Below are 21,315 nucleotides of genomic sequence, written 5' to 3'. Positions count from 1 at the left end.
CTACGACAAAGAAGAATGGACGCAACGCATTTTTCGCAACGCGTTCACGGCAGTCTTACCGTCGCGATCGCCAGCGCCGCCATGCCTTCCTGCCTACCGGTAAAGCCCAGCCGCTCGGTCGTCGTCGCCTTGATCGCCACGCGGCCCATCTCGACTCCCATGATCGCGGCGAGGCTTTCGCGAATGCGCTCGCGGTGCGGGCCGATTTTCGGCGCTTCGCAGATGATGGTGGCGTCGACATTGGCGATGGCGCCGCCGCGCTCGCGCACCAGTTCGCAGGCGCGCGCCAGAAAGATCGACGACGCGGCGCCTTTCCATTGCGGATCGGAGGGCGGGAAATGCGCGCCGATGTCGCCTTCGGCGATGGCGCCGAGAATCGCGTCGGTGATCGCATGCGACAGAACATCGGCGTCGGAATGGCCGGCGAGGCCATGGCTGTGCGGAATCGCGACGCCGCCGAGAATGACCGCGTCGCCGGCGCCGAAGGCGTGGACGTCATAGCCCTGACCCATGCGTATATCCGGCAGGTCGGCGAAGGCGGGCTGCTTCAAAAGCTCCATGGCGCGGGCGAAATCCTGTTGCGTGGTGAGTTTGAAATTTGCGGCGTCGCCGTCGAAAATATGCACTTTCGCACCGGCCGCTTCGGCCACCATGGCGTCGTCGGTGTATTCGCGTCCGCCGGCCGCCGCGGCGCGATGCGCCTTCAAGATGAGATCGAAGCGAAACGACTGCGGCGTCTGCACGGCGCGAAGCCGCGCCCGCTCCGGAGTCGCCACCACGGCCCCGGCCGCGTCGATCTCCTTGACCGTGTCGGCGAGCGCCACGCCGGGGGCGGCGGCGCCATGCATCGCCGCCGCTTCAATCGCGCGCGCGACCAGCGCGGCGTCGGCGAAGGGACGCGCGGCGTCATGGATCAGCACGATGTCGGGCGCGCCCTCGGCGGCGAGCGCCTCGAGGCCGTTCCTGACGCTGTCCTGCCGCGTCGCCCCGCCAAAGGCGGGGGGCAAAAGACGGGCTTGGTCGGAAGGCGAAAGCTCGGCCGCGCTCGCTTGATACTGGTTGAAATCGTCGCGATGGATGACGACCTTCAGCGCAGCCTCGGGCGCCGCGGCGCGCAGCCCCTCCAGCGTACGAGCGAGCAGTGTTTTTCCGGCGATCGGTCGATATTGTTTCGGCAGGCCGTCTCCGGCCCGCGACCCTCGCCCGCCGGCGACGATGAGAATGGCGATCGACGGATCTTCTGGAGCGGCGCCCATGGCCGCTCTGTGTCGGTTTTCCCGTTCGCCGTCAAATGGCGGCGGGACTGGAAATGCTATGTTGCAAGTGCGAAGAGAACTGCTTATGATGTGGGCAAGATGGCAATTGCCGAAAATCTAGGCGTTGGCCTTTCGTCTTCGCCTTTGAACATTGACGGGATCGCATTGACCGGCCGCGCGCTGCTGGCGCCGATGGCTGGCGTGACCGATCCCGCCATGCGTCGCATCGCCTTCCGCCTCGGGGCTTCGGCGACGGTGAGCGAGATGGTGACGGCGGCCGGCGTCGCTCGCGGCGATCGCGAAACGTCGATGCGCCTGGCGCGCGCCGGCGAGGGCCCGCGGGTCATTCAGATCGCCGCGCGCGCGCCGGAGGAAATCGCGGCGGCGGCGCGATGCGCCGAAGCCGCTGGGGCTGACTGGGTCGATATCAACATGGGCTGTCCTTGCAAGCGCGTCACCGGGGGCCTCGCTGGCGCCGCGCTGATGCGCGATCTCGATCAGGCGGCGCGGCTCATCTCCGCAGCTCGTGAGGCAATATGCGTGCCGTTCACCGTTAAAATGCGGTTGGGATGGGACGACGCGAGCCGCAACGCGGCCGAGCTGGCGCGTCGGGCTGAGGCCGAAGGCGCCGCGATGATCACCGTTCACGGCCGCACGCGGCAGCAGTTCTATTCTGGCCGGGCCGACTGGCGGGCGATCGCGGTGGTGAAGGAGGCCGTGCGAATCCCGGTGATCGCCAATGGCGACTGCGCCGGTGAAGAGGACGCCGCCGCAATGCTGGAATCATCGCGCGCCGATGGGGTGATGATCGGGCGGGGGGCGATCGGTCAGCCCTGGATCGTCGGCGACATCGCGCATTTCTTGAGGACCGGCAAAAAACGTGCGCCGCCGACGCCGGCGCAGCGCGCGGCAATCGCGCGCGAACATCTCTCAGGCCTCGTGGCGTCGATGGGCGCGTCGGCGGGTCTAAGACATGCGCGCAAGCATCTTGCCGCCTATGTCGATCGCTGGGGGCGGCCGACGGCGGCTGACGCGCGCCGCGCCCTTGTCACGACGGAGTCGCCCGACGAGGCGGTGCGGCTGATCGAATTGATATTCTTAGGAGGCGCGCCTGTGGAGCAGGGGAAAGCGGCATGAGCCTTACTGATCGCCCGCGCCGGAACGGCGCGCATTGCGCGAGTTTCGAGCCGCTCAAAATCATCAATGAGGCGGGCCGATCCTGCATGCTCGAGGCCTTGCCCAATCCGATCCTGACCGTCGCCCGCGACGGCGTCATCGAAGACGCCAACGCCGCCGCAGAGGTCTTCTTCGAACTCGGCAAGCCCTTGCTCATCGGCCAGTCGCTCGATCGGCTGCTGCCGTTCGGATCGCCGCTGACCGCGCTCATCGACCAGGTCCGCGAGCGCGGCGCGACGATCAATGAATACAAGGTCGATCTCGGCCGGCCGGGCCAGGACGGTGACCGGCGCGTCGACGTTCACTGCGCGCCGCTGCCCGAGGGCGACGGGCTGGTGCTTGTCATGCTCCAGGAGCGAACAATTGCCGACAAAATAGACAGACAGTTGACGCATCGCGGCGCTGTCCGCTCCGTTTCGGGGCTGGCGTCGATGTTGGCGCATGAAATCAAGAATCCGCTGTCCGGCATTCGCGGCGCCGCACAACTGCTCGAATCCTCGCTCGGCGATCAGGATCGCGCGCTGACAAGGCTGATTTGCGAAGAAACCGATCGGATCGTGCGTCTCGTCGACCGGATGGAGGTTTTTTCCGATGCGCGGCCGCTGCAGCGCGAGCAGGTCAATATCCATTCGGTGCTCGACCATGTGAAGCGCGTCGCGCAAAGCGGATTCGCGCGCAACATCCGCTTCATCGAAAATTACGATCCTTCGCTGCCCGGGGTTTTCGCCAACCGCGATCAGCTGGTGCAGGCCTTTCTCAATCTGGTGAAGAACGCGGCCGAGGCGGTCGGCGAGGCGGTCGACGGCGAAATCGAACTCTCAACCGCGTTCCGGCCGGGGGTCAGCCTGCGCGCGCTGGGCGAGAAAAGCCCGATCGGACTGCCGCTGGAATTTTGCGTGCGCGACAATGGACCCGGCGTCCCCGAGGACATCGCGGCGCATCTTTTTGATCCCTTTGTGACGACAAAATCTACGGGAACTGGCCTCGGACTTGCACTAGTTGCGAAGATCGTCAACGACCACGGCGGCATTGTGGAGTGCGAGTCCCTCCCCAGACGCACGACGTTTCGGGTGCTGATGCCGATGTTTAGGGCGAAACGGCCAGAACAACGCGAGGAACGGCGTGCATGATATCTCGCAGGCGCGGGAGAACCGAACAATGACGCGAGGAGAGATTCTCGTCGCTGACGACGACGCCTCCATCCGCACAGTCGTCGCCCAGGCGTTGTCGCGCGCGGGCTATGAGGTGCGCACCACCGGCGCGGCGGCGACGCTGTGGCGCTGGGTGCAATCGGGCGAGGGCGACCTCGTCGTCACCGACGTCGTCATGCCGGACGAGAACGCCTTCGAGTTGCTGCCACGGATCAAGAAGTTGCGTCCGGAGCTGCCGATCATCGTCATGAGCGCCCAGAACACTTTCATGACCGCGATCCGAGCGTCGGAGCGGGGCGCCTATGACTATCTGCCCAAGCCCTTCGATCTCAAGGAGCTTGTCGGCATCGTCGGGCGCGCCATGGCCGAGCCGCGCCGACAGCCGGAACATGACGGGCATGAGGAAATCGAGGGGATGCCGCTCGTCGGCCGCTCCCAGGCGATGCAGGAAATCTATCGGTCGCTGGCGCGATTGATGCAGACCGACCTGACGGTGATGATCAATGGCGAGTCCGGCACCGGCAAGGAGCTGGTCGCCCGCGCCCTGCATGATTATGGAAAGCGCAAGAAGGGACCTTTCGTCGCCGTCAATATGGCGGCGATCCCGCGCGATCTGATCGAGAGCGAACTCTTCGGCCATGAGAAGGGCGCCTTCACCGGCGCCAATCAGCGGTCGGCCGGCCGTTTCGAACAGGCCGAGGGCGGCACGCTGTTTCTCGACGAAATCGGCGACATGCCGATGGAGGCGCAAACTAGGCTGCTGCGGGTGCTGCAGCAGGGCGAATATACGACCGTTGGCGGTCGGACGCCGATCAAGACCAATGTCCGGATCATCGCCGCGACCAATAAGGACCTTCGCATCCTCATCCAGCAAGGCCTGTTCCGCGAGGACCTCTATTTCCGGCTCAATGTCGTGCCGCTGCGCTTGCCGCCGCTGCGCGAACGCGCCGAGGACATTCCCGACCTCGTCCATCACTTCTTCAAAGTGGCGGCGAACGAGGGGCTGCCGCAGAAATATATCGAGCAGCCGGCGCTCGACCGGATGAAGAAATACCGCTGGCCGGGAAATATCCGCGAACTTGAGAATCTCATTCGCCGGCTCGCCGCCCTGCATCCTCAGGAAGTCATTTCCGACCAACTGGTCGAAGCGGAGCTCGAACATGAGCTTCGCCAGACCGAGCCCGAGAAGATCGCTTCCGCCGCCGCGCCGTCGCAGGAATCGCCGGACGGACAGACTCTTTCGACGTCGGTCGAATTGCACCTCGCAAAGCTGTTTCGCGATTATGGCGACCAGTTGCCGCCGCCCGGCCTTTACCACCGCATCATTCGCGAGATCGAAATTCCGCTGGTGTCGGCAGCGCTTGCGGCGACTCGCGGCAATCAAATCAAGGCCGCGGAACTGCTCGGCCTGAACCGCAACACGTTGCGCAAGAAGGTCAATGATCTTGATATTCGGCTGATGCGCTCGCCTAGGTAGCGACTTGCCGGAGGTTCAATTGCAAGCGGCGCGGGCGCAGCCTATACAGGCGCCATGGCCCTGACCGGAGACTCGGCTTCTCCGCCACGATCGAAAGGCGCATCGCCGTTTCGTAGCTGGTTCGGCCCGATCGTTGTGATCGGCGCCGTCGGCTGTGCTTTGGCCACCTTTTCCGTCGTGGCGGAGTTCGGCGCGCTGTCGCCGACGGACAATCGGCTGCTGCCGCTGCTCGTCGTCAATGGCGTGTTCGTCGGCGTCCTGCTGGCGATGGTGCTGGTCAAGGCGTGGCGCCTCTACCGCGTCTGGCGACGCGGCGAGGCGGCGGCGCGCCTTCATGTGCGCACGGTTGGCTATTTCTCGGTTATCGCCCTGATTCCAGCAATTCTGTTGGCGGTCGCCGGCTCCTTGACGCTGGAGCGGGTCCTCAACCCTGCCTTCATGTCCAGCGTCAAGGTGTTCGTCCACAACACCGCCGAAGCCGCAGCCGTGTTTCGCGAAAGCCAGTGCCGGGCGTTGCTGCAGGAGGCGCAGCTCACCGCCTCGGATCTCGATCGCGCCAGCATTCTCTACAATTCCGACCGGCCCTATTTTCACCAGATCTTCCAGTCTCGGGCCTATTTCCTGGGCTTTTCGGTCGCCGCCCTGGTGAAATCTAACGGCGAAATTCTCGACCGGATCGACGTGGCGCAGAATGCTTCTTCGATCATTATCGCCCCGCCCAAATCCGACTTCGACGATGCGCGGCGTGGCGAGCCCCTGTGCCTCGTCATCGATGAGGGCAAGAGCTTCGTGGCGCTGCGCGCGCTCAGCGCCTTTCAGGACACTTTTCTTTACGTCACGCGTCCGATCGACCCGATCGCGGTGGAATTTCCCAAACAGGCGCAAAGCCTCATCAGCAGCTACGACGCTTTCGACGGCTATCGCGCCGCCGTGCAGCGCGCTTTCGTGCTGATGTATGCGTTCCTGACGACCATCATGCTGCTGTCGTCGATCTGGTTTGGTTTAGACTTCGCCGACCGTCTGGTGACGCCGATCCGCGACCTCATCGCCGCGACCGACGAAGTGTCGGCGGGCAATCTCGACGTACGCGTCAATGTCGACCGGCAGCACGGCGAATTGGCGCGGCTCGGCGACGTCTTCAACAATATGACGACCGAGCTCAATCTTCAGCAGAGTCGGCTGATCGAGGCCAATCGCATCAATGACGAGCGTCGCGAATTCACCGAGGCGGTGCTCGCCGGCGTTCCGGTGGCGGTGATGGGCGTCGATTCGGACAGCGTCGTGACCATCTTGAATCGCTCGGCCGAGGAACTTTCGCTCGCGGACGCCAAGGGGCAGGCGACGGTTGGCGCCTCGGTGGCGTCGGTGCTGCCGGAAATCGCGCCGATCCTGAAAGACGCGGCCGAGGTCTTCCCGCGCGCCGTGCAAAGCCAGATCACTCTCAAGCGCGGCGTCGCGGAGCGCACCCTGAATGTCAGAGTCACCTCGGCGCGCGCCGACGCCGGACAACACAACTTTGTGGTGACGCTCGACGACATCACCGACCTCGTGATGGCGCAGCGCACCTCCGCCTGGGCGGATGTGGCGCGGCGCATCGCTCATGAGATCAAGAATCCGCTGACGCCGATCCAGCTTTCGGCGGAACGGCTGCGCCGCAAATACGGCAAGGTGATTCAGGAGGACCGCGACATTTTCGATCAGTGCACGGATACGATCGTGCGCCAGGTCGACGACATCAAGCGGATGGTCGACGAGTTTTCATCCTTTGCGCGTATGCCGAAGGCGCGCCCGGAGCGCGACGATCTTAACGAATGCATTCGGCAGGTGACCTTCCTCATGCGCGTCGGCAACGCCGATATCGACATTGTCGAAGATTTGCCGGAGACGCCGGTTATCGCGCAGTTCGATCGCCGCTTGCTGTCGCAGGCGCTGACCAATATCGTTAAGAACGCCGTCGAAGGAGTCGCCGCACGCGAAGAAAAAGACGCTCAAGAAAAGGGAAGAATCGAAATCAAATTGGATGTGCGCGATCGCATGGCCGAAATCGACGTGATCGACAATGGTAAGGGCTTCCCGGCGATGAACCGGCAGCGCCTGCTTGAACCCTATATGACGACGCGATCGGACGGCACGGGTCTGGGCCTGCCGATCGTCGCCAAAATCATCGAGGATCACGGAGGCCGGCTGGAGCTGCTGGATGCGCCGTCGGGTCGGGGCGCCTGCGTCAGGCTTATCGTGCCGCTTGCCGCAGAAGCATCCTCAAAGGAAGAGTCGCACGCGGCGCGCGGCGAGGCGGCCGCTACAGCGGCGCATGCAAGCGATGCGGGGCAGAGCGGGGAATAATGGCCACCGATATTTTGATCGTCGACGACGAAGAGGACATCAGAGAACTCGTCGCTGGAATTCTGAAGGACGAGGGGCATGGAGTCCGAACCGCCAAGGACTCCGACGAGGCGCTCGCCGCCATCGCCAGCCGGCGGCCGCATCTCGTTTTTCTCGACATCTGGCTGCAGGGGTCCCGGCTCGACGGGCTCCAGGTGCTCGAACAGGTTCAAAAGCAGCACAAGGGCTTGCCGGTCGTGATGATTTCCGGCCACGGCAATATCGAAACCGCGGTCAGCGCGATCAAGATCGGCGCTTACGACTTCATCGAGAAGCCGTTTAAGGCCGACCGGCTGGTGCTCGTCGCCGAACGCGCGCTCGAAGCCTATCAGCTGCGGCGCGAACTTTCCGCCTTGCGCCAGCGGGCAGGGGCGTTCGATCGCATCGTCGGCGATTCCCCGGCGGCGCATCAGTTGCAGCAGCTCATCGGCCGGGTCGCGCCGGTGAACTCCCGCGTGCTCATCACCGGCGCGCCCGGCACCGGCAAGGAACTCGCCGCGCGCTGCATCCACGAGGCGTCGAACCGCGCCGGCGGCCCCTTCGTCGTCATCAATTCGGCGACGATCACCCCGGAAAATATGGAGATCGAGCTGTTCGGGCGGGAAGGCTCGGACGGCGAGCGCAAGATCGGCGCGCTCGAAGAGGCGCATGGCGGAACGCTGTTCCTCGACGAAATCGCCGATATGCCGAAGGACACTCAGGCGAAAATCCTGCGCGTGCTGGTCGACCAGACGTTCCAGCGGGTCGGCGGATCGAACAAGGTTCAGGTCGACGTGCGCATCATCTCGTCCTCGGCGCGCGATCTCGCTTCGGCGATCGAGGAGGGAACCCTGCGCGAGGATCTGTTCCACCGCCTCGCCGTGGTGCCGATCCGGGTGCCGTCGCTCGCCGAACGGCGCGAGGACATTCCCTCGCTCATCAACTATTTCATGGAGAATATGTCGCTTGCTTCCGGCATGCCGCGCCGGCGAATCTCCGAAGACGCGCTCGCCGTCCTGCAGTTGCACGACTGGCCAGGAAACATCCGGCAGCTGAAGAATAATGTCGAGCGGCTGATGATCCTCACATCTGGCGATCCCGGTGCGACGATCACCGCCGAAATGCTGCCCGCCGACGTTGGCGAACTCGTCCCGGCGACGCCGGCGGGGGTGCGCGGCGAAAAATTGATGAGCCTGCCGCTCAGGGAAGCGCGGGAAGTCTTTGAGCGCGAATATCTCGTGGCGCAGCTCAATCGCTTCTCCGGGAATATTTCCCGCACGGCGGAGTTCATTGGCATGGAGCGCTCGGCCTTACACCGAAAACTTAAGTCGCTCTCCGTTGAGTTATAAAAACAATTAGATATACAATCAAATTGATGTAAGTCTTTATGCGCCGTCGCGGGGCGGTGGAGGTTTCGCTCGCGTCGAAGTGAGGCTTCACGGCGCCACCGGCCCGGGTTGCGCCTTGCGCTTCGCCATTTGAAGGGTTCTAATGAAAACTGCGGCGAAAGAAGAAGAACGATCCCTCGGGGGCGGCGTCAGTTCCGCTCGGCTAAAAAACAGAACAGGACAGCCGATGTCGTCAGAGCGTTCGCAAAATCTGCAAGATACGTTTTTGAATTTCGTCCGGAAGAATAAGGTCCCGCTTACGATCTTCCTCGTCAATGGCGTCAAGCTCCAGGGAATCGTCACCTGGTTCGACAATTTTTGCCTGTTGCTGCGACGCGACGGGCATTCCCAGCTCGTCTACAAGCACGCCATCTCGACGATCATGCCCGGACACCCCATACAAATGTTTGAGCCGGGCGACGACGAAGGGCAGGCCGACAAGCAACGGTAGGCGATTGAGGGCGGACAGCGACGCAAGCAGAGGCGCGGCGCCAAAAGGGGCCGCCGCCAGGGCGTTGGTCATCGGGCCCTATCTGGCCCAGGGCGGGCCCGCGCGCGCGCGGGATCCGGCGGCGCGGCTAGCCGAAGCCGTGGGTCTTGCCCAGGCGATCGATCTCGATATCGCCGGCGAATTGGCGATCGCGCTCGGCGAGGTTCGACCGGCGACCTATCTCGGCAAGGGCAAGGTCGATGAAATCGCCGCGATCGTCGAGGCGAAGGAGGTCGCGCTGGTCAGCATGGACTGCCAGCTCTCGCCCGTGCAGCAGCGCAATCTCGAAAAGGCCTGGAACGCCAAGGTCATCGACCGGACCGGGCTCATTCTCGAAATCTTCGGCCAGCGCGCCCGCACCAAGGAAGGCGCGCTGCAGGTGGAGCTGGCGCATCTCGCCTATCAGAAGTCGCGGCTCGTGCGCTCCTGGACCCATCTCGAACGCCAGCGCGGCGGCTTCGGCTTTCTCGGCGGCCCCGGCGAGACGCAAATTGAGACCGACCGGCGCCTGATCGAGGAGCGGATGCGCCGCATCGAGCATGATCTCGACAAGGTGAGGCGCACCCGCGCCCTGCACCGCAAGACAAGGCGCGAGGTTCCCTATCCGGTCGTCGCGCTCGTCGGCTACACCAACGCCGGCAAGTCGACGCTGTTCAATCGGCTGACGCGGGCCGAAGTGCTCGCCCAGGACATGCTCTTCGCGACGCTTGATCCGACGCTGCGCCAGATCAAACTGCAGCATGGCGCGCGCATCCTGCTCTCCGACACGGTCGGATTCATCTCCGATCTGCCGACGATGCTGGTTTCGGCCTTTCGCGCGACTCTCGAGGAAGTGACGCTCGCCGACGTGGTGCTCCATATCCGCGACGTGTCGCATGAGGATTGGGAGGCGCAGGCGAAGGATGTCGAGGCGATCCTTGACGAACTCGGCCTCAAAGGCCAGGCCGAGGGCCGAATCCTCGAAGTCTGGAACAAGATCGACGCGCTCGATCCGGAACGGCTCGCGGCGCTCAGTCTGGCGGCGCGCGGGATCGAACCGCAGCGACGGCCCATTCTCGTGTCGGCATTGACCGGGCAAGGGCTCGACGAATTGCTGGCGCGGATCGAAGCGACGCTGGCGGCGGGTCGCGTCCGTTTTGAACTCGACCTGGAGGCTGCCGATGGCGCCGGACTCGCCTGGCTGCACGCCCATACCGAAGTGCTCGAACGCGAAGCCCTGCCCCAGGGCGGCGTGCATCTTGTCGTTCGCGTCGATCCGGAGCGCTCGGAGGGTCTCGCCAGACGCTTTCCGCAGGCGGAAGTCTTAAGCGAATCTGGCCGGCGGCGAAGGCGGGCGGCGTCGTAAGCGTCAGCGTTTCTTGCGCTCTGCTTTCTTCGCCTCGACCCACAAAGCTTCCATCTCATCGAGAGACGCGGCTTCGGGCGTACGCCCAGTTTCGGCAAGCCGCTGCTCAATATGGTGGAATCGCCGCTCGAATTTGGCGTTGGCGCCGCGCAGCGCCTGTTCGGGGTCGACCCTGGCGTGGCGCGCGAGATTGGCGACGACGAATAGAAGATCGCCGATCTCCTCTTCGAGCGCCGGCGACGCCTGCGCGCCGGGAGAGCTGAGCTCCGCGGCGACTTCTTCGGTTTCCTCGCGAATCTTATCTAGAACCTGACGCGCGTCGTCCCAGTCGAAGCCGACCGCTGACGCCTTTTGCTGCAGCTTCAAGGCGCGGGTCAGCGCGGGCAGGGCGAGCGGCGCGCCGTCGAGCAGGCTTGCCGGGGGCCCGCCCTGCTTCGCCGCTTTCTCGCGCGCTTTGATTTCGCTCCACTGCGCGCTGACGCCGTCGGCGTCGAGCGACCGGCTATCGCCGAAAACGTGCGGATGCCGTCGGATCAGCTTGTCGCAGATGGCGTCGACCACATCCTTGAAGGCGAAATGCTCTTGCTCCTGCGCCATTCGCGCATGGAAAACGACCTGCAGCAGGAGATCGCCCAATTCGTCCTTGAGATCGGCGAGGTCGTCGCGCTCGATGGCGTCGGCGACCTCATAGGCTTCTTCGATCGTATAGGGCGCAATCGAACGGAAATCCTGCTCGAGGTCCCAGGGACAGCCGCTGCCCGGCGTGCGCAGCGCCGCCATGATTTCGATCAGTCGGGCGACGTCGCTGTTTGGCCGGGCCGACATGAGGCTTCCCCAAAGAAAAACGCCGCGGCCCTCAAAAGGATCGCGGCGCGTCGATGACTGGAGAGCAAATCAATCCAGGGTGATGGACAGCGCCTCGCGGCCCTTCGCCGTGTCGACGACCTGCATGGTGACGGGCTGTCCCTCGGCGAGACGGTTCACGCCGGACGGACCCAGGATCGAAATATGCACGAACACGTCCTTGCCGCCGTCGTTCGACTGCACGAAGCCGAAACCCTTCGTCTCGTCGAACCATTTGACCTTGCCGGAGACCGGAACCGCGGTCGACGGATCGGGCGCCTGGCGACGGGGCCGGGGACTGTCGAAGCCGCCGCCTCCACCGCTGCGCGGCGGCGGCGCGCGCTCGGCGGCGCCGGCCAGATCGACTTCGAGAATGCGCGCCACCTGCTGGCCCTTGACCGAACTGGTGACCTGCACCTGCAATTTGGCGCCCGGCGGCAGCGAGTCATAACCAGCCGCCTGGACGGCGCCGATATGGAGAAAGGCGTCGCCGGTCCCATTGCCGAGCTCGACAAAGCCGAAGCCCTTATCCGGCTTGAACCATTTCACGATGGCGTCGATAGCGGGCTCGTTCATCATCGGGGGCGGCGCGTCAGTAAATCCGCCGCCTCCAAATTGCGAACGCGGCGGCCGGCTGGGCCGCGGAGCGTCATAACCAAACGGGGCGTCATCATCGAATCCGCGTTTGCGGGGGCCCCGAAAGTCTCTACCTTTGCTCATGTCTACCTGCTCGTCTCCGCCAAAAACGGCAAGACCGCTATGCCAACCTTAGTGCGCCCAGGCGTTTCCGATCGGGCGGCAAAAAATGCGCCCGCTCGCAAACGACGATGATGTGCTCTTGAATGCCATATAGTCCCGCGCAGCGAGCCTTTTAGCAGAGTTTCGCCCCGGAAGGCTAGAAAATTCCGTAGGGCGATCCAAAAATCCGAAGTATCGCCATGGCTTGAGAGCCGCCCGCCGCTTTTGGCTCGGCGGGAATGATAGCGTTTGCAGCGCCTTAGATAAGGCGCGCGATCGAATTCTGAAGACAGTCGACGAAGGTCCCGCCGCAGCGCGTCGACTTGGAGGATCGAGCATAAAAGCGCGACCCGAATTCAGCGCCCGGTCTGGCAGCGGGGCCTGCGCGGTCACCTACGGCAGGTGGCGAAGGATGGCGCCGAGGGGAACCGCCATGCACGATTCGCATAATCGATATTATGGAACCTAGGATCGGCATTATTGCGACGCCTGCCGCATCAGACTTCCAGCGTCATGCCGTCGAACGCCGGCGTGACATGTTCCGGCAGCTCCGTCGAAAGCGCGTCGTAATCCAGATCGACGTGCAGGTCGGTCAGCACCGCGCGCTTCGGCTTGAAATGGGCGATGAAATCTAAAGCCTGCGCCACTGAAAGATGCGTGCCGTGCCGCTGATGGCGGAGCGCGTCGATGATCCAGAGGTCGAGCCCTTCGAGATATGGCGCGCTCTCAGGCGGAATGGCGTGGAGATCGGGCGTATAGGCGACATTGTCGAAGCGGAAGCCGAGCGCGTCCATGTCGCCATGGTCGAGGCGGAACGGCGTCGCGACGATGGCGCCGCCGGGCCCGTCGATCGTGACCGCGCGCCCAAGATGCAGGCGATGCTCGGTCATCAGCGGCGGATAGAAACTGCCGGGCGGCGTGTGAAAAATATAGTCGAACTTCTTGGCGAAGGCGTGCGCCGTCGGCTCGTCCATATAGGCCGGAATGCGGCGTCCGCTCATGATGACGAGGCCGCGCACATCGTCGACGCCATGGGTGTGGTCGGCGTGGGGATGGGTATAGAGGACCGCGTCGAGCCGCTGGACATTCGCGTCGATGAGCTGCTCGCGCAGATCGGGACCGGTGTCCACAAGCACCTGCGTCGCCGCTTCGGCCAGCCCGCGCGCGACGAGAATCGAGCAGCGCCGGCGCCGATTCTTGGGATTGTCGGGATTGCATTTCCCCCAGCCCTGCCCGACGCGCGGCACGCCGCCCGACGAGCCGCAACCGAGAATCCTGATATTGAGGGTCACGCGGCGGCGTCCAGCGGCGGCATTTTCGAAAACAGCCGCAGCGCGTTTTCGGTCGTGGCGCGCGCGAGTTCGGCCGCGCTGATTCCCTTGAGTTCGGCGAGGAGGCGCGCGGTGTCGACGACGAAGGCCGGCTCGTTGCGCTTGCCGCGATGCGGGGTCGGCGCGAGAAACGGCGCGTCGGTTTCGACCAACATCCGCTCCAGCGGCACGTCGCGGGCGATCTCGCGCAAATATTCGGCGTTCTTGAAGGTCACGACGCCGGAAAAGGAAATATAGAGCCCGAGCTCGAGCGCCATCTCGGCCAGCGCGCGACCGCCGGTGAAGCAATGGAGCAGGGCCGGGAAAGCCCCCTTCCCCATTTCATCCTTCAAGATTGCGGCGCAGTCATCGTCGGCGTCGCGGGTGTGAATGACGAGCGGCAGGCCGGTTTCACGGGCGGCCTCAACGTGAATGCGGAATATCCGCTGCGCCACCTCGCGCGGCGCATGATCATAGTGATAATCGAGACCCGCTTCGCCCAGACCGACGCATTTTGGATGCTGCGACAAAGCGACGAGCGCTTCGACCGTCGGCTCGGTTTCTTCATGCGCATGGTGCGGATGCGTCCCCACCGTGCAAAACACGTCCGGATAGGCCTCGGCGACCGCCGTCACCTGCTCGAAGCGCGACAGATGCGTGGAAATCGTGATCATCCGCCCGACGCCGCGCGCCTTGGCGCGCGCGACCGTTTCGCCAAGCTCTGGCGCGAAATCGGGAAAATCCAGGTGGCAATGGGTGTCAATCAGCATCGGTCCCGGTCAGGAAGGAGCAGCGCGGCGCCGGCCGGACGCGGACATTTTTGCCGCACCGGGACCTGCTGACGCGCGATGGCCAATGCCGCAATATGGCTCGCTTGGCGGAAAACACCAATATCCAGCGCCGGCCCATTCGCCGCTAATTGGCGCGGCGCTATATTTTTGTGCAGCCAATGGAAATTGTCCGCGCGCTGTCGCGCTCATGTGGGAAATTGGCGGATCGGGGAGGCATCAGTGACGCAAGCTTTGGTCCAGGACGGCGATGGACGCCCGCCGGCGACGATCAAGGACGTGATCGACGTGCTCGGAGAGATCGACGACGCGACGCTGTCGGCGATCATGGATTTACGCCCGACGATCGCCGACGTCGAGGAGGCGTCGATGTTTATGTCGGGCGATCGCGACGTGTTCGGCGCCGGCGCGCCGCTTAAAGATGTAGCCGGCGAAATCGTCTCGCTTCTCGGCGGCGACGACGAAGAGCGCCTGCCGCCGGTGATATGAGCATCGCCGCGTCGGCGCCAGTTGACGCAGGAGTCGGCATGATTACTCGGCGCGTTTTGCTCGCAGCTGGCGCCGTCTCGCCTCTTCGCGCCCTGGCGCGAGAAAACGAAATGTGGCTTTCACCGGCGTTGCCGGAAGGCGTGCGCGACGCCGCCGCGCTCGAGGCCGTCGCCGGCAAGAACCCGCTCATCAGACTCAGCCGCCGTCCGCCGAATTACGAAACGCCGATAGACTATTTCCGTCACGCCATCACGCCCGACGAGGCGTTCTTCATTCGCTATCATTTGAGCGGCATTCCGAGCGTTGACGCCAAGACATGGCGGCTTTCGATCGCCGGCGAGGGCGCGCAGAGCGACGTCGCGATCACCCTTGATGAATTAAAGAGCATGGCGTCGGCCGAAATCGTCGCCGTCAATCAGTGCTCGGGCAATCGTCGCGGCCTCTTCCAGCCGCATGTCGCCGGCGTGCAATGGGGCTACGGCGCGATGGGCTGCGCGCGTTGGCGCGGCGTGCGGCTGAAAGACCTGATCGACAAGGTCGGCGTGAAAAAGGAGACGATGGAAGTTTCCTTTGTCGGCGCCGACCGTCCCGCCGTCGAAAAGACGCCGGCCTTCGTCAAGAGCATCCCGCTGGAGAAGGCGCTCGAAGACTCCGTGTTGGTGGCTTACGAAATGAACGGAGAGCCGCTGCCCGCGCTTAACGGATTTCCAGCCCGCATCATCGTGCCCGGCTGGACGGCCACCTATTGGATGAAACATCTCGTCGCGATCAAACTACTGACCAGGCCGGAAGAGTCGTTTTGGATGCGCACTGCTTATCGCCTCCCCAAGGGCAAATTTCCTTCGCCGAACAGCTTCACGTCGCAGGAGACGGAATCGAACGTCCCGATCACCGACATCATGGTGAATTCGCTGATCGCCTATCCTGTCGACGGCGCCGAAATCCATGGCGGCGTCGTGATTGAAGGCGTCGCCTGGGATGGCGGGACGGGCGTCAAGGCGGTCGATATTTCGCTTGATGACGGGAAGACCTGGGCTGCGGCGCAACTTGGCGAGGACCTCGGGCGTTTCGCGTTTCGCGCATTCAGCTTCCTTCTTCCAAGCGACGCGAGCGGCAAAATCGCCGTCACCGCGCGCGCGACCAACAACGCAGGCGAGACGCAAGGGCGGGATCTGATCCAGAATCCTGGCGGCTATCATCACAATAGGATGCAGACCGTCACGCTGAACGTGATCTAGGAGGGCGCCGTGATGCCTCGACTGATCGTGAGTCTCGCGACGATTGTCGTCGCCGGCGTCGCTCTCGCCGAGGAAAAGCCGGTCGCGCTGAAAGCGGCGCCGGGGCTCGACAAGGTGGAGGCCAATTGCGCGGCGTGCCACAGCCTCAACTATATTCAAATGAACTCGCCATTCCTCACAGCCGAAAAATGGGATGGTGAGGTGACGAAAATGATCAGCGTGATGGGCGCGCGAATCAGCGAGTCAGACGCCAGAGAAATCGCCGACTATCTGAAGCAGAATTACGGCGAGCGAAGCGCTGAAAATTAGAACCGGATTAAAGGGCGGAAGCGGCGCGCTGGCGAAGCCGGTGACAAAAATGCCGGCGCTCCCCATCTAAGCTCCGTTGCCCGCAGGCGGAGCGCGATCCATGGCCATCATCCTCAACCACACCATCGTGCCGGCGCACGATAATGACGCGGCGGCGCGCTGGTTCGCGCGAATTTTCGGGCTGCGCTACGACGGCCCCAAGGGCCATTTCGCGCCGGTGAAGATCAATGATTCGCTGACGCTGCTGTTCGACAGGGAAAATTCCTTTGGGGCCAGCCACTATGCGTTCTACGTCGGCGATGCTGAATTCGACGGGATTTTCGGGCGCGTGAAGGACGAAGGCCTGGCGTTTGGCAGCGCGCCCGGTCGATTCACGGACGGCCAGCTCAATGACTGGAACGGCGGTCGCGGCGTCTATTTCAAGAGCCCGGACGGCCATATCCTGGAGCTGATGACCGCGCCGCAGTAGCCGGCGCCTGCGGTTTCGAGAACGAAAGCGCGCCGCGTCGCTGATCGCCACGTAAATCTCAATCGGAAGTCGGCTCTCGCCGCAGACCCCTGCCCCAAGCTCGGGCGGGCGGCCTGCGACGAGGCTGTCGCGATGCGCCTTACTGCTGCGCGGGCGGCGGTTCGGCCGCAGGCTCTTCGGCGGGCGTCGCCGGCTTCGGCTTCGGTTTGGGCTTCGGCTTCGGCTTGGGTTTCGGCTTGGGCGCGGGCTCTGGCGCCGGCGTCGGCTCCGGCGCGGCGACGGGCGCGGCTTCCTGCGCCGGCGGAGGCGGCGGCGTCTCAGCGGCGGCTGGAGCGGGCGGCGTCTCGGCGGCGGGCGCGCTCTCCTGGGCGGGCGGCGTCTCGACGGCCGCCGGCTGTTCGGCCGGGGGCGTCTCGGGCGTCGGGGCGGCGGAAGCGTCAGGTTGCGCCGGCGCCTCCGGTTCGGCCGGGACGGCGGCGGGCTCTTCGGCCGGCGCGCCCTCCTCGGATGGAGCCGCTGGCTTGAACCGGCCTTCGATCGCCGCTTTCAGATTGGCGACGCCCTCTGTCGGCGCCGCGTAGATTCCTAATACGAATCCGATCGCGCCGAAGATGACCGCCGTCAGGATCGTTGAAATGCCACGCGCCATTCCGTGAGTTCCTCCGTTAGAAATGAGACGATTAGAGATACGACGCAACCAAGGAGAATGCTGCTGCGCGAACTCGATCGAGCGGCGCGATGGGCGGCTCCTTCAAGTGAAGCCCGCACTGGACATTGTCGCATGTCAGGACATTGACCGGCAAGCCCGCAAAGGCCGACGCCGATTTTGTCGCCGCTACCCCCTTTGAAGCGCCTGAATGTGGTGAGCGCGTGGCAAAAGCAAGGGCCGTCCGCGTTACTTCAGGCGACAGTCAAAGCCGGCGGCGGGCTGCGCATTCGATGGGAGGGGCACGGTCGTCGGCTTGGCGAGCGGGCACCAGGAGCCGAGATTGACCACATAGGCGCTCGCCCAGTCCTTTTCGTTCCTGTACCGGGACAGATCCTCCTCCGCCTTCAGGCTGTCGGCATAATGAATGACGACGGCCCAAGCCGATTTTCGACGGTAGAGGATAATGTCCGCATCGGCCGGCGCGAGCGCCTTCGCCCTGATCGCCTGCTGATTCGCCGTTGATGGGATGCTCGACGCAATCAAGACCACGCCGAAGCCCCTTTCGGTGTTCGGCGCGGCGGGTTCCGGCGGCGCAGGCGGCGCCGGCTCGGGGGCCGGCGGAGGCGTCGGCGACATCGCCGTGACCGCCGATGGCGGCGGCGGGGAGATGGCGACGGGCTCAGGCGGCGGCTCAGTTTCTCTTTTCGAGATCGAAAACCACATCAATCCCGCGCCGAGAAACATAACGAACAGCGCCGGTCCGTTGAGCTCCATCTCGATGGCGGGCAATTTGATCTTGCTCATGCCGCCGCCGGAAAATTTAAACGGGAGCAGCACCAGCCCGGTCAGAATGAGCGCCAGTCCGAACCAAAACATGATCTGCAGCTCGCTGATGCTCATGACGTTCATGGCGTTCATGGCCCCTCCCCGTTGAATGTGCGCTTCGCCAATCAATCTTGAAACGTTTCGCTTGCGACGTCAGCGCGGCTCGTCCTCCACGAAACGCGGGAAGGCCGGGGTCGGCGGCGGCAGCGGGGCGCCTTCCTGGAGCGCGTTCCCCTCACCCGCATGGGCGAAGTCGCGCTCGTCGGGACCGACGTCGAGAAGATCGAGCAGCTTGCCGGCGGAATCGGGCATGAACGGCTGCAGCGGGATCGCCAGCCGCCGCAACGTCTCGGCGGTGACGTAGAGAACGGTCTCCATGCGCGCCGGATCGGTCTTCTTCTTCGCCCAGGGCTCCTCCGCGGCGAAATAGCGATTGGCCTCGGCGACGACGCGGAAAATTTCCGTAAGCGCGTGATGCGGCGCGTAATCCGTCATCGCCGCGCGCGCCTTCGTCAGCGCCTCGGCCGCCTGAGCCAGAATCTCCCGGTCGGCTTCCGTAAACGTGTGTTTACGCGGTACGGCGCCCATACAATTCTTGGCGATCATCGACAGCGACCGCTGCGCCAGATTGCCGAGGTCGTTGGCGAGATCGGCGTTGATGCGGTTGACGATCGCCTCATGCGAATAATTGCCGTCCTGGCCGAAGGGAATCTCCCGCAGGAAGAAATAGCGCAGCTGATCGACGCCATAGCGCTCGGCGAGCTCAATCGGATCGACGACATTGCCGACCGACTTCGACATTTTCTCGCCCCTGGAAAACAGGAAGCCGTGCACCACGATCTGCTTGGGCAGGGGCGTGCCCGCCGACATCAGAAAGGCCGGCCAATAGATCGCGTGAAAGCGGGTGATGTCCTTGCCGATGACGTGGGCGTCGGCGGGCCAGAACCGCGCTCTGTTTATGCTTTCCGTAAGGAATCCCGTAGCCGTTACGTAATTCGTAAGAGCGTCGACCCAGACATACATCACATGCTTGGCGCTGGTCTCCGCGCTCGGCGGAATCTCGATGCCCCAGTCGAAAGTCGTGCGGGAGACCGAGAGGTCGGTCAGTCCCCGTTTCACGAAGGCGACGATCTCGTTCCGATAGTGTTCGGGCGTGATGAATTCTGGATGCGCCTCGTAATGCGCCAGCAGCCGTTCCGCATAGGCCGACAGTTTGAAGAACCAGCTCTCCTCCTCGACCCACTCGACCGGCGTGCCGGTCGGCGCGAATTTCTTGCCGTCGCGCTCGGTCAGCTCGTCCGCGTCGTAATAGGCCTCGTCGCGCACCGAATACCAGCCGGCGTATTTGGAGAGATAAAGATCGCCGTTCGCCGCCATGCGCCGCCAGATTTCGAGCACTGTCTCCTTGTGGCGCGCCTGCGTGGTGCGCACGATATCGTCGGCGCGGGCGTTCAGCGCCTCGCCCATGCGGGCGAATTGCGCGGCGGTGCGGTCGGCGAGCGCCTGGGGCGTCAGCCCTTCCTTCTCGGCCGTGCGCTGCATCTTCTGGCCATGTTCGTCCATGCCGGTGACGAACAGCACATCATAGCCGTCAAGCCGCTGCCACCGCGCGAAGGCGTCGGTGGCGATGCGCTCATAGGCGTGGCCGATATGCGGCGCGCCATTCGCATAAGGAATGGCGGTGGTGATCATATAAGGAGGGCGCTCGGGCATGGCTCGGGTCTAGCGCGGTTTGGCGACGCGGGAAAGCGGGCTCAAGCGCCATCGTTGACCCCCGACTCCCCTTCCCGCCTCCCATGCGCTAGGCTGATCGCCCGGATCAGGCGCCGGAGCACCAGGATGAGCGCACCCAGAAGCGCGCCGAGAGACCTTGCGCGGCGCTTCGCCACGAAGCGCGAGGGCCGCGGCGGGGGCTGGCGGCGCGAGACCTTCACCCTCGAGCGGGGCGAGGCGCGGGCGAAGGCGCGCGAATTATTCGAGCGCTTTCCCAAGGCCGCCTATATGACCGAGGTCGAATTCTGGCGCGAATTGGACGATGGCCAAATCGAATTCACCATCCGCCGGCTGCCCAGCGCCGATTAGGTCGGCGCCGCGAATTGAGCGCCCCGACTTCGGCTTGTTCGCAACCAAGCGAGCCTCCCGGCTCGCGGTCCGGGATGCGGCCTTGGACCGCGAGCCTCCAGGCTCGCGAGAGCCGCGCCGAATTCATAGCCGTCGCTTATGCTTGCGTCGCGCTATTCCGGCCCCACGTCCGGCGTGCGCCAGCCGAGATGCTGGCCGCTGTCGACGGCGATCATCTGCCCGGTGACGCTTTTCGCCCGGCTAAGGTAAATGACGGCGTCGACCACGCCCGAAACGTCGGCGGCGCGTTCCAGAGGCACGCCGCGCGCCTCCATCTCGAATTCCTTCTCGCCGAGCGCGGCGTTGGGAAAGACCGGGCCAGGCCCCACCGCATTGACCCGGATGCGCGGGGCCAAGGCCTGGGCCATGGTCTGCGTCGCCGCCCACAGCGCCGCTTTCGACAGCGTATAGGTGAATTGGCGCGGCGTCAGACGCCAGACTCGCTGGTCGAGAATATTGACGATCGCGCCATTCGCGTTGGCTGGCAGCGCCGCCGCGAAGTCGCGCGACAAAAGCAGCGGCGCGCGCAGATTGATCCGCATCTGCCGCTCGTAAATCTCCAGCGAGAAGTCCTCGGCGGCGTCGATGTCGAAAATCGAAGCGTTGTTGATCAGGAGCCGCAGCGCGCCGAAGGCTTCGCCAGCCTTGGCGATGAGGCGCTGTGTCGATTCCGCGTCGGCGAGGTCGGCGATCGCCGTCGCCGCGCGGCCGCCGCGCTGCCGGACGGCATGCGCCGCAAGCTCCGCTTCCTCGGCTGAGCGCGGAGAAGCGTGCAGCACGACCGGCCGGCCCTCGCGCGCCAACCTCTCGGCGATGGCAAGCCCGATGCGCCTCGGCGCGCCGGTAACCAGCGCCGGACCGTCTGCGTCGTCGCCCTCGCTCATGCGCCTCC

At 64.3% G+C, this 21,315-nt stretch carries 21 protein-coding genes; 12 read left to right on the top strand and 9 right to left on the bottom strand.

Annotated features, from left to right (window positions below; translation table 11 throughout):
• Positions 1 to 44: 44 nt before the first annotated feature.
• The gene (locus tag U1E20_RS12020) at positions 45 to 1,256 is read right to left on the bottom strand and encodes a bifunctional 2-C-methyl-D-erythritol 4-phosphate cytidylyltransferase/2-C-methyl-D-erythritol 2,4-cyclodiphosphate synthase (protein WP_409980861.1); all 1,212 of its coding nucleotides are present in this window, start codon (positions 1,254 to 1,256) and stop codon (positions 45 to 47) included.
• Positions 1,257 to 1,448: 192 nt separating this feature from the next.
• Between U1E20_RS12020 and dusB the strand changes: the two genes are divergently transcribed.
• From dusB to hflX, 7 genes are all read left to right on the top strand, one after another.
• A complete protein-coding gene (gene dusB, locus U1E20_RS12015; RefSeq protein WP_409981084.1) occupies positions 1,449 to 2,393 on the top strand; it encodes a tRNA dihydrouridine synthase DusB in 945 nt (314 codons plus the stop codon).
• Positions 2,390 to 3,562 (top strand): two-component system sensor histidine kinase NtrB, encoded by a 1,173-nt coding sequence (locus U1E20_RS12010; RefSeq protein WP_409980860.1) that lies wholly within the window; start codon positions 2,390 to 2,392, stop codon positions 3,560 to 3,562. Before dusB ends, U1E20_RS12010 begins: the two co-directional genes overlap by 4 nt.
• 28 nt (positions 3,563 to 3,590) lie before the next feature.
• Positions 3,591 to 5,060, top strand: coding sequence for a nitrogen regulation protein NR(I) (ntrC, locus tag U1E20_RS12005; protein ID WP_409980859.1), 1,470 nt, complete (start codon positions 3,591 to 3,593; stop codon positions 5,058 to 5,060).
• Between the two features lie 54 nt (positions 5,061 to 5,114).
• Entirely contained in the window at positions 5,115 to 7,403 is a 2,289-nt protein-coding gene (locus U1E20_RS12000; RefSeq protein WP_409980858.1) for an ATP-binding protein, read from the top strand.
• Positions 7,403 to 8,770 carry a sigma-54-dependent transcriptional regulator gene (locus U1E20_RS11995; RefSeq protein WP_409980857.1) on the top strand — a complete coding sequence of 456 codons (1,368 nt, stop codon included), beginning with the start codon at positions 7,403 to 7,405 and terminating at the stop codon, positions 8,768 to 8,770. The genes U1E20_RS12000 and U1E20_RS11995 overlap by 1 nt, the downstream gene beginning before the upstream one ends.
• 226 nt (positions 8,771 to 8,996) lie before the next feature.
• A complete protein-coding gene (gene hfq / locus U1E20_RS11990) occupies positions 8,997 to 9,260 on the top strand; it encodes an RNA chaperone Hfq (RefSeq protein ID WP_026222957.1) in 264 nt (87 codons plus the stop codon).
• A 4-nt stretch (positions 9,261 to 9,264) separates the two neighbouring features.
• On the top strand, positions 9,265 to 10,644 hold the full coding sequence (hflX, locus tag U1E20_RS11985) for a GTPase HflX (protein WP_409980856.1): 1,380 nt from the start codon (positions 9,265 to 9,267) through the stop codon (positions 10,642 to 10,644).
• A 3-nt stretch (positions 10,645 to 10,647) separates the two neighbouring features.
• On the opposite strand, the gene mazG is transcribed toward hflX, so the two are convergent.
• The 4 genes from mazG to U1E20_RS11965 form a co-directional block, all read right to left on the bottom strand.
• Entirely contained in the window at positions 10,648 to 11,469 is an 822-nt protein-coding gene (gene mazG / locus U1E20_RS11980; RefSeq protein ID WP_409980855.1) for a nucleoside triphosphate pyrophosphohydrolase, read from the bottom strand.
• 69 nt (positions 11,470 to 11,538) lie between these two features.
• Positions 11,539 to 12,207 carry a cold-shock protein gene (locus U1E20_RS11975; protein WP_409980854.1) on the bottom strand — a complete coding sequence of 223 codons (669 nt, stop codon included), beginning with the start codon at positions 12,205 to 12,207 and terminating at the stop codon, positions 11,539 to 11,541.
• Positions 12,208 to 12,722: 515 nt separating this feature from the next.
• Positions 12,723 to 13,517, bottom strand: coding sequence for an MBL fold metallo-hydrolase (locus tag U1E20_RS11970; RefSeq protein WP_409980853.1), 795 nt, complete (start codon positions 13,515 to 13,517; stop codon positions 12,723 to 12,725).
• Positions 13,514 to 14,305, bottom strand: a complete 792-nt coding sequence (locus tag U1E20_RS11965; protein WP_409980852.1) for a TatD family hydrolase — start codon at positions 14,303 to 14,305, stop codon at positions 13,514 to 13,516. The genes U1E20_RS11970 and U1E20_RS11965 overlap by 4 nt, the downstream gene beginning before the upstream one ends.
• Positions 14,306 to 14,545: 240 nt before the next feature.
• Here U1E20_RS11965 and U1E20_RS11960 point away from each other — a divergent pair, with 240 nt between their 5' ends.
• The 4 genes from U1E20_RS11960 to U1E20_RS11945 all read left to right on the top strand — a co-directional run bounded on the left by U1E20_RS11960 (position 14,546) and on the right by U1E20_RS11945 (position 16,828).
• Complete coding sequence (locus U1E20_RS11960) at positions 14,546 to 14,812, top strand: hypothetical protein (protein ID WP_409980851.1); 267 nt, start codon at positions 14,546 to 14,548, stop codon at positions 14,810 to 14,812.
• 110 nt (positions 14,813 to 14,922) lie between these two features.
• Positions 14,923 to 16,050, top strand: a complete 1,128-nt coding sequence (locus U1E20_RS11955) for a molybdopterin-dependent oxidoreductase (RefSeq protein ID WP_409980850.1) — start codon at positions 14,923 to 14,925, stop codon at positions 16,048 to 16,050.
• 12 nt (positions 16,051 to 16,062) lie between these two features.
• Positions 16,063 to 16,359: a c-type cytochrome gene (locus U1E20_RS11950; RefSeq protein WP_409980849.1), complete on the top strand. Its 297-nt coding sequence runs from the start codon at positions 16,063 to 16,065 to the stop codon at positions 16,357 to 16,359.
• Positions 16,360 to 16,459: 100 nt separating this feature from the next.
• The gene (locus U1E20_RS11945) at positions 16,460 to 16,828 is read left to right on the top strand and encodes a VOC family protein (RefSeq protein WP_409980848.1); all 369 of its coding nucleotides are present in this window, start codon (positions 16,460 to 16,462) and stop codon (positions 16,826 to 16,828) included.
• Between the two features lie 139 nt (positions 16,829 to 16,967).
• Here U1E20_RS11945 and U1E20_RS11940 read toward each other — a convergent pair whose 3' ends face one another.
• The 3 genes from U1E20_RS11940 to metG all read right to left on the bottom strand — a co-directional run bounded on the left by U1E20_RS11940 (position 16,968) and on the right by metG (position 20,015).
• Complete coding sequence (locus tag U1E20_RS11940) at positions 16,968 to 17,477, bottom strand: hypothetical protein (protein WP_409980847.1); 510 nt, start codon at positions 17,475 to 17,477, stop codon at positions 16,968 to 16,970.
• Between the two features lie 246 nt (positions 17,478 to 17,723).
• Positions 17,724 to 18,395 carry a hypothetical protein gene (locus U1E20_RS11935; RefSeq protein ID WP_409980846.1) on the bottom strand — a complete coding sequence of 224 codons (672 nt, stop codon included), beginning with the start codon at positions 18,393 to 18,395 and terminating at the stop codon, positions 17,724 to 17,726.
• A gap of 60 nt (positions 18,396 to 18,455) precedes the next feature.
• The gene (metG, locus tag U1E20_RS11930; protein ID WP_409980845.1) at positions 18,456 to 20,015 is read right to left on the bottom strand and encodes a methionine--tRNA ligase; all 1,560 of its coding nucleotides are present in this window, start codon (positions 20,013 to 20,015) and stop codon (positions 18,456 to 18,458) included.
• Between the two features lie 126 nt (positions 20,016 to 20,141).
• Here metG and U1E20_RS11925 point away from each other — a divergent pair, with 126 nt between their 5' ends.
• The gene (locus tag U1E20_RS11925) at positions 20,142 to 20,384 is read left to right on the top strand and encodes a hypothetical protein (RefSeq protein WP_409980844.1); all 243 of its coding nucleotides are present in this window, start codon (positions 20,142 to 20,144) and stop codon (positions 20,382 to 20,384) included.
• A 152-nt stretch (positions 20,385 to 20,536) separates the two neighbouring features.
• On the opposite strand, the gene U1E20_RS11920 is transcribed toward U1E20_RS11925, so the two are convergent.
• On the bottom strand, positions 20,537 to 21,307 hold the full coding sequence (locus U1E20_RS11920) for an SDR family oxidoreductase (RefSeq protein WP_409980843.1): 771 nt from the start codon (positions 21,305 to 21,307) through the stop codon (positions 20,537 to 20,539).
• Positions 21,308 to 21,315: the final 8 nt, after the last annotated feature.

This window comes from Methylocystis sp. (assembly GCF_046349115.1).
Taxonomy (GTDB): domain Bacteria; phylum Pseudomonadota; class Alphaproteobacteria; order Rhizobiales; family Beijerinckiaceae; genus Methylocystis.
Note: the sequence above shows the minus strand (reverse complement) of the source record. Positions and strands in the feature narration are given on the sequence as shown.